This is a genomic window from Prochlorococcus sp. MIT2302, from assembly GCF_059772385.1.
The window spans coordinates 1,299,231-1,312,534 of the sequence record NZ_CM186285.1; the positions used below are offsets into that span (position 1 = coordinate 1,299,231).

The 13,304-nt window shown below is 36.6% G+C and carries 12 protein-coding genes; 9 read left to right on the forward strand and 3 right to left on the reverse strand.

From position 1 onward, the window contains the following. Positions 1-309 precede the first annotated feature (309 nt). The 7 genes from gcvT to AC6EI2_RS07495 all read left to right on the forward strand — a co-directional run bounded on the left by gcvT (position 310) and on the right by AC6EI2_RS07495 (position 8,593). Positions 310-1,428, forward strand: coding sequence for a glycine cleavage system aminomethyltransferase GcvT (gcvT, locus tag AC6EI2_RS07465; protein ID WP_498461719.1), 1,119 nt, complete (start codon positions 310-312; stop codon positions 1,426-1,428). A 74-nt stretch (positions 1,429-1,502) separates the two neighbouring features. Continuing rightward, entirely contained in the window at positions 1,503-3,323 is a 1,821-nt protein-coding gene (aspS, locus tag AC6EI2_RS07470; protein ID WP_498461720.1) for an aspartate--tRNA ligase, read from the forward strand. Positions 3,324-3,426: 103 nt separating this feature from the next. Beyond that, positions 3,427-5,094: a CTP synthase gene (gene pyrG, locus AC6EI2_RS07475; RefSeq protein ID WP_498461721.1), complete on the forward strand. Its 1,668-nt coding sequence runs from the start codon at positions 3,427-3,429 to the stop codon at positions 5,092-5,094. Further along, positions 5,095-5,736 carry a 7-carboxy-7-deazaguanine synthase QueE gene (locus AC6EI2_RS07480; protein ID WP_498461722.1) on the forward strand — a complete coding sequence of 214 codons (642 nt, stop codon included), beginning with the start codon at positions 5,095-5,097 and terminating at the stop codon, positions 5,734-5,736. A gap of 12 nt (positions 5,737-5,748) precedes the next feature. Beyond that, on the forward strand, positions 5,749-6,426 hold the full coding sequence (gene queC, locus AC6EI2_RS07485; RefSeq protein ID WP_498461723.1) for a 7-cyano-7-deazaguanine synthase QueC: 678 nt from the start codon (positions 5,749-5,751) through the stop codon (positions 6,424-6,426). After that, complete coding sequence (locus tag AC6EI2_RS07490; protein ID WP_498461724.1) at positions 6,426-7,766, forward strand: anthranilate synthase component I family protein; 1,341 nt, start codon at positions 6,426-6,428, stop codon at positions 7,764-7,766. The genes queC and AC6EI2_RS07490 overlap by 1 nt, the downstream gene beginning before the upstream one ends. Further along, positions 7,763-8,593, forward strand: coding sequence for an aminotransferase class IV (locus AC6EI2_RS07495; protein WP_498461725.1), 831 nt, complete (start codon positions 7,763-7,765; stop codon positions 8,591-8,593). The genes AC6EI2_RS07490 and AC6EI2_RS07495 overlap by 4 nt, the downstream gene beginning before the upstream one ends. Positions 8,594-8,609: 16 nt before the next feature. On the opposite strand, the gene cobA is transcribed toward AC6EI2_RS07495, so the two are convergent. Together cobA and AC6EI2_RS07505 are read right to left on the reverse strand one after the other, a co-directional pair. Next, positions 8,610-9,395: a uroporphyrinogen-III C-methyltransferase gene (gene cobA / locus AC6EI2_RS07500; protein WP_498461726.1), complete on the reverse strand. Its 786-nt coding sequence runs from the start codon at positions 9,393-9,395 to the stop codon at positions 8,610-8,612. Then, positions 9,392-10,204 (reverse strand): CbiX/SirB N-terminal domain-containing protein, encoded by an 813-nt coding sequence (locus AC6EI2_RS07505; RefSeq protein WP_498461727.1) that lies wholly within the window; start codon positions 10,202-10,204, stop codon positions 9,392-9,394. Before AC6EI2_RS07505 ends, cobA begins: the two co-directional genes overlap by 4 nt. A 215-nt stretch (positions 10,205-10,419) precedes the next feature. Between AC6EI2_RS07505 and AC6EI2_RS07510 the strand changes: the two genes are divergently transcribed. After that, positions 10,420-11,475 (forward strand): anthranilate phosphoribosyltransferase family protein, encoded by a 1,056-nt coding sequence (locus tag AC6EI2_RS07510; protein ID WP_498461728.1) that lies wholly within the window; start codon positions 10,420-10,422, stop codon positions 11,473-11,475. A gap of 21 nt (positions 11,476-11,496) precedes the next feature. Here the strand turns inward: AC6EI2_RS07510 and AC6EI2_RS07515 are convergent, their stop codons facing one another. Beyond that, the gene (locus AC6EI2_RS07515) at positions 11,497-11,991 is read right to left on the reverse strand and encodes a GNAT family protein (RefSeq protein WP_498461729.1); all 495 of its coding nucleotides are present in this window, start codon (positions 11,989-11,991) and stop codon (positions 11,497-11,499) included. Positions 11,992-12,037: 46 nt separating this feature from the next. Here AC6EI2_RS07515 and AC6EI2_RS07520 point away from each other — a divergent pair, with 46 nt between their 5' ends. Continuing rightward, complete coding sequence (locus tag AC6EI2_RS07520; RefSeq protein WP_498461730.1) at positions 12,038-13,282, forward strand: MFS transporter; 1,245 nt, start codon at positions 12,038-12,040, stop codon at positions 13,280-13,282. Positions 13,283-13,304 lie beyond the last annotated feature (22 nt).

Sequence of the window (13,304 nt, forward strand, 5' to 3'; positions counted from 1 at the left end):
TCGACAGATCTTTCAGAAATCTTTAGGAAATAAGGTTCTTTTTTTATCCAATGACCACAAGAAACAAATGAAGATATCTCAGAATGTATTTTTATCTTTCTAAGTTTGCACCATGAGAATGAATCAAAATGACTTGAAACACACTGATTGCAGCTCATACAAGATCTTTTTAGAGTCATCAAGTCTTAACCCAAGACTCATAGAGTAGTAAAACTTTTCGGATCGAGCCACAAAGCATTAAATTTAGTTCTAGAAATTCTTAAGGGTTCACGTTCTAACTAGTGAATTTCTTTCAACGTTCAGCAAAAAATGAAATTACTGCAAACTCCTCTTTACGAAGAATGCCAAAAATTAGGGGCTAGAATGGTCCCATTTGCAAATTGGGAAATGCCTGTTAGTTTTTCTGGGCTAATAGAAGAACACAATGCAGTAAGAAAAAATGTTGGAATGTTCGACATATCTCATATGGGTGTTGTGCAAATAAAAGGTAAAAATATTAAGAGCTCATTACAAAATTTAGTTCCTTCTGACGTGTTTCGAATAGGACCGGGTGAAGCGTGTTACACAGTTTTTTTAAAAGAAAATGGAGGAATTCAAGACGATCTAATCATTTATGATCAAGGAATTTTAGACACAAATGAAGAAAGCATACTTTTAGTTATTAATGCCGCAAGAAAAGAATCAGACATTGAATGGTTAAATTTAAATCTTTCAATCAAAGAAATCACAATATCCGAATTCATGCCTGACGGTGCATTAATTGCCATCCAAGGTCCACAATCAATCCGTACATTTGAGGAAATTCTTAAAGAGTCTTTATCGGATTTACCACGCTTTGGGCACAAAACTATTATTTCTAATTCCAATTTAATTAACGTAAATGACTCAATTTTTATTGCACGAACTGGATATACAGGAGAGGAAGGTTTGGAATTTTTGTCATCGCCAGAAACAGCACAATCCATCTGGAAGAATCTAATCGCATCTGGAGTTACTCCATGCGGGCTTGGAGCAAGAGATACACTTCGATTAGAAGCTTCTATGCATCTATATGGCAACGATATCAACTTAGATACCACTCCCTTTGAAGCTGGTTTGGGTTGGTTAGTACATTTAGAAATGCCTCATGATTTTATAGGCAGACAAGCTCTAGAAAAACAAGCCGAAAATGGAACAGAAAAAAAACTTGTTGGTATTAAGGTGCAGGATAAAGGAATCGCAAGAAAAGGATATCCAGTTTTGTACCACAACGAAACTGTTGGGCAAATTACTAGCGGAACTTGGTCTCCAACATTGAAAGAACCTATAGCTCTTGCTTATGTGCCTAGCGAAATTGCAAAAACAAATAATAAATTAGAAATAGAAATCAGAGGGAATAAACATCCTGCAATAATCGTAAAAAGACCTTTCTACAGAAAAGGTTTTTGAGCAAGTAGAAACTGTGTTGTGCATAAAAGCCGTTCTTTGTGGGAAACTCATTATTTATGAGTATTAAGAATTTCATGCGCAATAAGACTTGTGGAGAACTACGAGCTTCCGCAATTGGCGCAAATGTTCAACTATGTGGTTGGGTTGATCGCAGGAGGGATCATGGCGGGGTGATTTTTATTGATCTAAGAGACCGCTCTGGAACGATTCAAATAACAGTAGATCCAGATCAAGGCCAAAATCTTTTTAGCATCGCTGAAAGTCTAAGAAATGAGACTGTTCTTCAAATCAATGGATTAGTTAGAGCAAGACCTGAAGAAGCTATTAATACAAAAATACCAACCGGTGAAGTAGAAGTCTTAGCTGACACTATTAAAATTCTGAATGCTGTTACTAAGACACTCCCCTTCTCAGTTTCAATTCATGATGAAGAGAACGTTAAAGAAGAAATCAGGCTGAAGCATAGATATTTGGATCTCAGAAGAGAGAGAATGAATACAAATCTTCAATTAAGACATAACACAGTCAAAGCGGCTAGAAGTTTTCTTGAAAACGAAGGATTTATAGAAGTTGAAACACCTATTTTGACTCGATCAACTCCTGAAGGAGCAAGGGATTATTTGGTCCCCTCAAGAGTATGCGGTGGCGAATTTTTTGCTTTGCCGCAATCACCACAATTATTCAAACAATTATTGATGGTTGGTGGCATTGAACGTTATTACCAAATCGCACGCTGTTTTCGTGATGAGGATTTACGCGCAGACAGGCAACCAGAATTTACGCAATTAGATATTGAAATGAGTTTTATGGAGGAAACAGAAATAATTGATTTAAATGAGAGGTTAATTGTAAACATCTGGAAAAAAATCAAAGGAATTGATCTCCCAACTCCATTTCCAAGGATGACTTGGCAAGAGGCTATCGATCGGTTTGGAACTGACAGGCCTGATACTCGATATGGAATGGAACTTGTTAACACAAGTGATTTATTTTCTAAAAGTGGATTTAAAGTTTTTTCAAATGCTATTTCTTCAGGTGGATGCGTTAAATGCATCACCATTGAGGATGGAAATAATTTAATTAGTAATGTAAGAATAAAACCAGGTGGAGATATTTTTAGCGAAGCCCAAAAGGCTGGCGCTGGAGGGTTAGCCTTTATTAGAGTTAGAGATAATGAAGAAGTCGATACTATTGGAGCCATAAAAGAAAATTTAACTACTTCACAGATAAAAGAACTCCTATCAAAAACCCAAGCGAAAGCTGGTGATTTAATCCTTTTTGGTGCAGGACCCACAAATATTGTTCATAGAACCTTAGATAGAGTTCGTCAATTTATAGCTCAAGATCTAAAAATCATTTCCGACAACGGTTTAAAACCACAATGGAATTTTCTTTGGGTAACTGATTTTCCTATGTTTGAATTCAATTCTGATGAAAATCGTCTTGAAGCAATTCATCATCCTTTCTGCGCTCCTAAGCCTGAAGATATTGGTGTATCAGAAAGCTTATGGAAAGACAAATTACCCAATTCAAATGCTCAAGCGTATGATCTAGTTCTTAATGGATTAGAAATTGGTGGAGGATCTTTAAGAATTCACAACTCAGAACTTCAAAAAACCGTACTAGAAGTAATTGGTCTATCTAGAAATGAAGTAGAAGAGCAATTTGGTTTTTTAATTGATGCGCTCTCAATGGGTGCCCCTCCACATGGTGGGATTGCATTTGGACTGGACAGAATAGTTATGCTCTTATCAAATGAAGATTCAATTAGAGATACTATTGCTTTTCCAAAAACACAACAAGCTCGTTGTTCCATGGCTAAAGCCCCTGCGAACGTGGAAAACAAGCAATTAGAAGACCTCTATATAGCTTCTACTTGGATAGATCCTGATTGAATTGATAGAAATTAACTATAAAAACACTATCCTAAAGAGAAAATATGTAAATTTCTTGGCGTTTACCAAGATCAAGGTAGCTTAAAGAATGATTGAAAAGTAAATGGCAAAATTTGTTTTCGTCACTGGTGGTGTGGTTTCAAGCATTGGCAAAGGAATTGTTGCCGCAAGTCTTGGCAGACTACTTAAATCAAAAGGGTATAGCGTTTCAATTTTGAAGCTTGACCCATATTTAAATGTTGATCCGGGCACAATGAGCCCTTTTCAACATGGAGAAGTTTTTGTAACTGAAGACGGAGCTGAAACTGATTTAGATCTCGGGCATTATGAGCGGTTTACAGATACTGCAATGTCAAGACTAAACAGTGTCACGACAGGTTCTATTTATCAAGCTGTCATAAATAAAGAAAGAAGAGGTGACTACGACGGAAGAACAGTTCAAGTCATCCCACATATCACTCGTGAAATTCGCGAAAGAATTAAACGTGTAGCAGACAATAGTGGTGCAGATGTAGTGATATCGGAAATTGGAGGAACAGTTGGAGATATTGAATCACTACCTTTTCTTGAGGCAATCAGAGAATTCAAAGGGGATGTAAAAAGAAACGATATAGTTTATGTTCACGTCACATTATTGCCTTACATAGGTACGTCTGGAGAGATTAAAACAAAGCCAACACAGCACTCAGTAAAAGAACTACGTTCAATTGGCATTCAGCCAGATATTTTAGTTTGTCGCAGTGATAGGCCAATTAATGATGATTTAAAAAATAAAATAGGGGGTTTCTGTGGAGTTAACTCTAATGCAGTAATAGCATCCCTTGATGCTGACAGTATTTACTCAGTACCATTAGCGCTCAAAGATGAGGGGCTTTGTAAGGAGGTATTAGATTGTTTGGATCTGAATGACCATGAAAGTGATTTAAAAGACTGGGAACGATTAGTCCATAAATTGCGCAATCCTGGCCCATCTGTCAAAGTTGCATTAGTAGGTAAATATGTCCAATTAAATGATGCCTACTTATCAGTAGTCGAAGCATTACGCCATGCATGTATATCGCAAGATGCATCCTTAGATCTTCATTGGATCAATGCAGAAAACATCGAATCAGAGGGAGCAGAAAAACTACTTCATGGAATGGACGCAATTGTCGTTCCGGGAGGCTTTGGCAACCGTGGTGTAAATGGGAAAATAGCTGCTATCAGATGGGCAAGAGAGCAAAGGGTACCTTTCCTTGGCCTTTGCTTAGGAATGCAATGTGCTGTGATTGAATGGGCTAGGAATATAGCTGGCTTAGAAGATGCATCTAGCGCTGAACTCAATCCAAATTCAAAACATCCTGTAATTCATTTACTTCCAGAACAACAAGACGTGGTTGATCTTGGAGGAACAATGAGATTAGGTGTATATCCTTGCAGACTGCAATCAAACACAACAGGGCAAAATTTATATAACGAAGAAGTTGTTTACGAAAGGCATAGACATCGTTATGAGTTCAATAATTCATATAGGACTCTCCTAATGGAATCTGGATATGTAATTAGTGGTACTTCACCTGATGGTCGATTAGTGGAGCTTATTGAATTAAAAAATCACCCATTTTTTATTGCATGTCAATATCATCCAGAATTTCTCTCCAGACCAGGGAAACCACACCCTTTATTTGGTGGGTTAATTCAAGCAGCACAAATGCGCGTACCATCCTCACCAAGTGAGGCATTCAATCCAAAAGCAAAAGTTATTGAAAAAGAATCACTAGAACAAAAATAAATGGAACCATCTCTACCAGTAGTGGAATGTTTTCATTCTCTACAAGGAGAAGGAAAACATGCGGGTAGAAGTGCTTACTTTATCAGATTAGCTAGTTGCAAGGTTGGATGTCCTTGGTGTGATACGAAACATTCATGGAATTCAGAACTTCATCCACAACGAAGTCTGATAGATTTATCAATTGGCGCAGCCAAAGCCCAAAAAGAGGGTGCGGCTTTTGTTGTCATCACTGGAGGTGAGCCATTGCATCATAATTTAGATCAACTATGCAAAGAAATTAGAAAATCTACACTCAATAAAGAGAATAGATCAATACCAATTCATTTAGAAACTAGTGGTGTAGACGAGCTCAGTGGCAACCCAGACTGGGTTACATTATCACCCAAACGTCATTATCCTCCGCGTCTTGATACGCTTTTATCATGCCAAGAATTAAAAATTGTTATCCAGAACGAGGAAGATATTAACTTTGCTAGAAAGATATCTAACTTAATCAAAAGCAATGGAGAGGTAAATCCCCAATTATTTTTACAAGCAGGGTGGGATAATGAAGTAGGACAAGAATTGGCTATCAAGTATGTAAAACATAATCCCGATTGGAGGTTAAGCATGCAAACTCACAAATGGCTAGGTGTGCTCTAACTATTGATAAAAATGACTGAACAGACTACGGTTGCATTGCTATCAGGAGGAATTGATTCGGCCACAGCTGCTGGTATCGCGATAGAAGCTGGACAAAAAGTTATTGGCTTATCATTTGATTATGGTCAACGACACTTGAGAGAATTACGAGCGGCAGATACTTTAGCTAACGATTTAAATCTTGAAGATCATATAACAATAAAGATTGATTTATCATCATGGGGTGGATCTTCCTTAACCGACAAATCACAACAAATTCCCACAAAAGGCATTCAAAAAAACATTATTCCAAATACTTACGTCCCTGGGAGAAATACTATTTTTGTTGCTATAGGATTGAGTCTTGCAGAAGCACGTGGAGCTAATCGAATAGCATTAGGAATAAATGCAATGGATTATTCTGGATATCCTGACTGTAGACCTGACTATTTAAACGCATATCAAGAACTTGCGAACTTATCCAGCAAAGTGGGAAGAGAAGGAAAAGGCATAACACTTTGGGCCCCCCTATTAGACTGGAAAAAAACAAAAATCTTTCAAGAAGCATTGCGCTTAAAAATTCCTATTGAAAAAACATGGAGTTGCTATAAAGGTGAAATCAAACCATGTGGTCACTGTGATAGTTGCCGTATTAGAGATCAGGCATTACAAGAAATAGGTCGTAAAGATCTTTGCAGTCAAAATATCTAGTGAATAATATAAAACGACTACTTTGTAAATGGGAATCACCTGAGCTGGTAGCTTATAAATTGATTCAAGAATGGGGAGAGGAGGGCTTCATATGGCTGGATGGTGATGGCAGTGATTTAGGTCGATGGGTTACCTTAGGAGTAAATCCCATAGAGCAGTTTTGCTGTAGAAAATTAGAAATATCAAAAAAAAATACTAATCCTTTCAATATTTTACGAGAGCTACCCTCAGGTCACTGGACTGGCTGGTTAAGTTATGAAGCGGCATCATGGACAGAGCCACAAAATCCATGGAAAACAAGCTCTATGGCAACTTTATGGATAGCTTCACATGACCCTATTTTGAAATTTGATCTGCAAAAGAAAGAACTATGGCTAGAAGGTACAGAGGAAAAACGACTATCCATTATGGAAAATTTTCTAAAAAATACATTCCATCACAAGCTTTCCAAATCTGTGAATGAGGTCAAAAAACTAACAAAAAAAATAGACAGAATACCATTAGAATCTTGGGAATGGAAGTTAACAAGTCAAGAATATTCTGAAAGAGTTGATGAGATAAAAAAATGGATTGCTAACGGTGATATTTTTCAAGCTAATCTAACCACTTCTTGCCGAGCATTACTACCAACATCCATGCGTCCCATAGACGTATATTTAAAACTTAAAAAAAATTCTCCTGCTCCATTCTCTGGGGTAATTATCGGAGATCAAATGGCAAAAGGGGAAGCTATTGTATCAACTTCGCCAGAAAGATTTCTGAAAGCTTTACCCAATGGAGAAGTAGAGACAAGACCAATAAAAGGAACTAGACCAAGAGATAGGGATCCCAAAAAAGATGCTGATTGGGCAGCAGAGCTTATTTGCAGCACAAAAGATCGTGCGGAAAATATAATGATTGTAGATCTGCTCAGAAATGATCTTGGAAGAGTATGCCAGCCTGGTTCAATTAATGTCCCTCATCTACTAGTTTTAGAGAGCTATTCTCAAGTACATCATCTAACCTCAGTAGTTAAAGGTATACTAAATACAAATAAAAATTGGGTTGACTTGCTTGAAGCCTGCTGGCCAGGTGGGTCAATAACAGGAGCACCCAAGCTTAGGGCGTGTAAAAGATTATATGAACTTGAGCCAACAGCGAGAGGTCCTTATTGTGGATCAATATTAAATATCAATTGGGATGGAATCTTTGATAGTAATATTCTCATTAGATCCTTAATGATTAAAGAATCCTCTATCACTGCTCATGCTGGGTGTGGAATTGTTGCAGATTCAAATAGTCAAAAAGAAGCTGAAGAAATGAATTGGAAATTAATGCCACTTTTAAAAGCATTAACATGAATGAAAATAAAAGCAAAAAATTAGGCTGGATTAATGGTCACTGGGGAAACTTCAATGATTTAAAAGTCCCAATTAATGATCGAGGACTGAACTTTGCGGATGGTATCTTTGAAACGATTTTAATTTTGAATGGAGAGCCACAGCTTTTAGATCAGCATTTAGATAGATGGGAAAAAAGTGCAAGTATCTTAGAAATGAATTCACCACCATCCAAAGAATGGTTGATTTCACTCATTGAAGATGGCATTAATCGAGCACAATTAAATAACATCAATGGAGTCATTCGTATTAATTGGACTAGAGGAGAATCTAAACAACGTGGAATTGAGATTAGTCAAACAAGTCATCATAGTTTTTGGTTGGAGTTGGATTCTTATCAACCAAATTTTGAATCTATATCTACAATGATTAGTCAAACTGAAAGAAGAAATTCTTTTAGCCGTTTAAGTTATTGTAAAACATTTTCTTATAGCCAAGGAATTCAAGCACGCTTAGAAGCAAAAAATGCAGGCTTTAATGATGCAATATTATTAAATAGTCAAGGTGAAATATGTTGCGCCACCACAGCAAATATATTAGTAAAAAGAGAAAATAATTGGTTGACTCCACCATCTAATAGTGGTTGTCTACCTGGCATAATGCGTCAACGAGGAATTGATTTAAATATGATAAAAGAGAATATCATTGAGGCCACACCTCAAGATAATGATGAATGGTTTTTAATTAATAGTTTGAGTTGTCGTCCAATTAAACAGATAAATAAAAAAAAGTTGAGAGTCAAAACAAACTCTAAAGACTTTTGGCTAAACCTATTGGAATCTACATAGTGATTGTCGCTTTTAGCTAGATTGGAATTGGGAACGTAACATCAGCAGGTGGAGGAGAACAAGCCTCTACTTGGAAATCAACAACAGATCCTATGACAACGATAGAGGGAGAGATAAAATTTTCGGCTTCTACTCTATCAAAAAGATTCTCTAATGATGATTTTATGAAGCGTTGACCAACAACAGTTCCCTGCTGAATCACTGCTGCAGGTGTGGTTGGATTCATTCCCCCAGCAATTAACTCTGTAGAGATAAACTTTAAATTATAAACACCCATATATATGACTAATCCATCACTGGATTGAGCTAGAGAGCGCCAATCAACTGCTGGACGCTTTTTATCAATTCCTTCATGTCCAGTCACAAAAGTTACTGAAGATCCAGCCAGCCTATGAGTAATAGGTATACCTAAATAAGCTGGAGCAGCGATGCCAGATGTAACTCCAGGTACAACTTGAACTGGCACACCTTTTTTAGCAAGATAGGCAGCTTCTTCCGCACCTCTACCGAATAAGAATGGATCACCTCCTTTTAATCGGACTATGCAAGAACAACTCTTTGCTAAATCAAAAAGAATATCATTCGTTTTTCTTTGAGGAACTGAATGATGACCACGTCTCTTCCCAACTGAGTGAAGTTGGCACTTTGCAGATACTAAGTTAAGCAACTCAACTGGAACTAAAGAGTCGTATACAAGAGCATCACATTGCCTAATTAATCTTTGTGCTTTAACTGTTAACAAATCAGGGTCGCCAGGCCCTGCTCCCACAAGATAAACAGTACCAAGCTGCTCAATGGTCATGGCAAGTTTCCTAGGATATTTATAAGACCTCGATGAATCATTTCAATTTCAAGCAAAGATTTGAGCTGTTTTCCTTTACTATCAATTTCGACATTTTTATTTGGGGTTAAAAAATAAGGAATAGGAAAATAATTCTTTTCACCATACAAAATATCTTGGTTCCATCTGATCCATGAATATAGTGGAGTTTCTAAAACATTTTCCAATGATTTTAGGAAAACACTAGAGGTCTCTGAAGAAACAGGATGATGAATCAATGCAGGTTTATCCAAAGAACTATGATTATTTATCCAATCACCTATTAACGATAGCCATGGATGAAAAGAACCTAAAAAAGGAAACAATTTAATATCTATACCATTGTCCTGAAAACGTTTGACTATTTTTGGAACGTCATTACAGACATGAGTACCGGGTAACAAAAACAGAGGAACCAATAACATTGATTTATTATCAATCTCAACTTTAGGTGGAACCTCTTGAGTCAAAGCCTCTATAGAAACAGATCTATTCTTGTATTTTTTTAATTGTTCTATTATGGAAATGAGAGATGAATGAATTTCCCCACCTTTAGAGCCATGCACAAGTAAATGTAAATGATGATGAGTCCTCAGATCAGTTCTGTTCGGTAACAAAGACAACCCTTCACTAATACCTGTAAATGAATTACTAATTCCAGTTGACTCATCAAATGCCAAATCATGACAAACCTTAGGCGCTTCAGAACTAATAGTTTCATTTGAGGAGTGAGTCCTCGTTGGGATATTATCAAGAACCAAAGAAGAAAAAGATTTAAAAGTACTTTTCATCGAGACCTATTCGCAGTGCAAGAAGTTTGGAAAATGCTCAAAAATCAAAAAACTTGGAGCATTGAAGAAAAATGGTAAATAATACTAAAAAAAATTGAGACCAATTGAGACTGATCAATCAAAGCGATAATCTTGTTTTAGATTTAGATAAAATTAAAAAATACTCAACGCAACGAACTTGCATACAAAACTAAACTTTCAAAACAAACACACGAATGTCATATAAATACGAAGAATTTAAAACTTATTTAGGAAAAATAGGGAGTGGGCAATTTACAGGAAAAAGTCTAACTCGTGGAGAAACTAAAGCAGCTATCAAACTGATGCTGAAAGAAGAGGCAAGTGCAGCACAAATTGGTGGGTTCATGATTGCACATAGAATTAGACGTCCTATCCCGGAAGAATTAGCCGGGATGATTGATGCCTATATAGAACTAGGACCAAAAATTCAATCACCCAGTAATCAACGTCAGCCCATATTTTTTGGGATGCCTTTTGATGGTCGAAAAAAAACTGCACCTCTATATCCTCTAACAACCTTACTATTACTAACGCAAAAACAGCCTGTTATTTTGCATGGTGGTTCTCGTATGCCTGTGAAATACGGCGTTACTCATAACGAACTCTTTCAAGCCTTAGGATTAAATTTAACTGGTCTATCAATTTCTCAACTGCAAAGTTTTTTCGACCATAACGAACTTGCTTTAATTCATCAGCCAGATCATTTTCCACTAGCTGAAAATTTAATACCTTATAGAGATCAAATAGGTAAACGACCTCCGCTAGCTAGTATGGAATTAATCTGGACATGTCATCAAGGAAAGCATCTACACATAAGTGGCTATGTTCATTCTCCTACTGAAGAAAGGCACTGGAAAACACTTAAGCTTATGGATGAAGAAAACATAATTACTGTTAAAGGACTTGAGGGTGGGGTCGATCTTTCAATAAGTCGTTCATCAACAATTGGTCAGTATAAAAATCAAAATGGAACTAAGGCAGTTTTTCATCCCAAAGACTTTGAATATTCAGGACAAGATCTTGAATGGACCAACATCGAAGACTGGCAGAGATTTGCTTTCCAAGCTCTTAATGGTGAGGGCCCATTAATTAAAGCATTAGAGTGGAATGCTGGTATTTACTTTTTTTATGCAGGTTTAAGCTCCGATATTAAAGAGGGAATTAATAAAGCAAAAGAAGTAATCAAATCAAGATTTGCTTTAAAGTACTTAGAAAAATTAATTAATTGGAGACAACAAAACATTGATTAATAAGGACTATTAAAAAAAAATTTAATGGAAAGTTTTTTCCATTATATAACGAGAAAAATGAACACCACCTATTTTAATTTCCTCAGGAGCAATAATTATCCATCCATGACGTAAAAGCATTTGATAACTACATAAACTTGCCTCTGTTTTTAAAGTTATTGGTCTATCTTTAAGCGTATCTTCCTCAATTTGATTTAATAAAGCTGTAGCGTGACCTTGTCGTGACGAACGCCCTCGGCAATAAAGCAATGCCAAGCGATTACTGGGATATCTCAAAGCAAATGCTTCAATCGTCTTATTAACACAACTCACCCAACCAACTCCCTCTCTAAGAGGTTTATCTAAAATCCCAGGGAGAAAAGCCAAGGAAGACCATGCATCAATCTGTTTTTGACTATATAAGGATTTATCACAAGTTCGAATAGCATCCTCATAAACTTCTCTTAGAGCTATTTCATCGGAACTCTCACAAGGTCGCAGATATCGATTTAGACTGTGCTTATTTAAAGATGTCAAATTCACTGACAGTATGAGAGGGTGAATAAATTATGAGCTATTTGCTTTGAGAAGGCTAAAGATTCCCACCCTTTTAGGAGCTTTCATAACACTTCTAGATGATCGCTTAGGTGAAACTATTGTTTTACCTTTATTACCTTTTTTATTAGAACAATTCACGACAAGCGCGACGACTCTTGGTTTTCTAACTGGTACTTATGCAATATCTCAGTTTGCTGCAGCACCATTGATTGGTGCTATGAGTGATCGTTTTGGTCGTAAGCCAATAATGATCACATGTGTCTCAGGTTCAGTAATCGGAATATGTTTATTTGCAATAACTGTAAGCCTAAATTGGGATAATTATTTACCTTTATGGGCCTCAATTTTGCCATTATCTTTGCTATTTTTAGCAAGAATGATTGATGGTATAAGTGGTGGTACAGCAGCTACTGCTACTACAATACTTGCAGATATTTCAACTCCAGAAAATCGGGCAAAAACCTTTGGTTTGATAGGGGTAGCGTTTGGCTTAGGATTTATTCTAGGGCCAGGATTAGGTACGGCTCTAGCCAAATTTAGCGTAACTTTACCAGTATGGGTGGCAAGCGGATTTGCAATATTTAATTTGATTTTTGTAATTTTATTTTTACCAGAAACACTACCTAAAAATAAAAGAAATCTTTTACCAAGAAAAAGAGATTTAAACCCAATTAGTCAAATATTAATTGTATTTAAAAATCCCTTAGCTAGAAGACTTTGTTTCTCATTTTTTATTTTCTTTATGGCATTCAATGGTTTTACAGCTGTTTTAGTCCTTTATTTAAAAGAGAAATTTGAATGGAGTCCTGAATTATGTAGTGCCGCTTTCATTGTCGTTGGGGTCATAGCAATGATTGTACAAGGAGGACTAATTGGTCCACTTGTGAAAAAATTTGGGGAATCGAGATTAACTTTTACTGGTATTGGCTTTGTAATGACTGGATGTATTCTTTTAACTCTCGCAAATATAGACACTTCAATTCCTCTTGTATTTAGCGGCGTCGCAATACTTGCAATGGGAACCGGACTAGTAACTCCTAGTTTACGAGCACTAATCTCGAGAAGATTAAGTTCAATAGGACAAGGAGCAGTATTAGGCAATCTGCAAGGATTACAAAGTCTAGGAACTTTTCTTGGGGCGATAGCAGCTGGACGCTCATATGATCTTTTTGGACCAAGGAGTCCATTCTTCGGTACTATTTTGCTTCTATTAATTGTTATGTTTTTAATCTCGGGAAGAAGTCTTAACAAGCAACAAGCAATCTCCTAGACTAATAGATGATCAAGATATT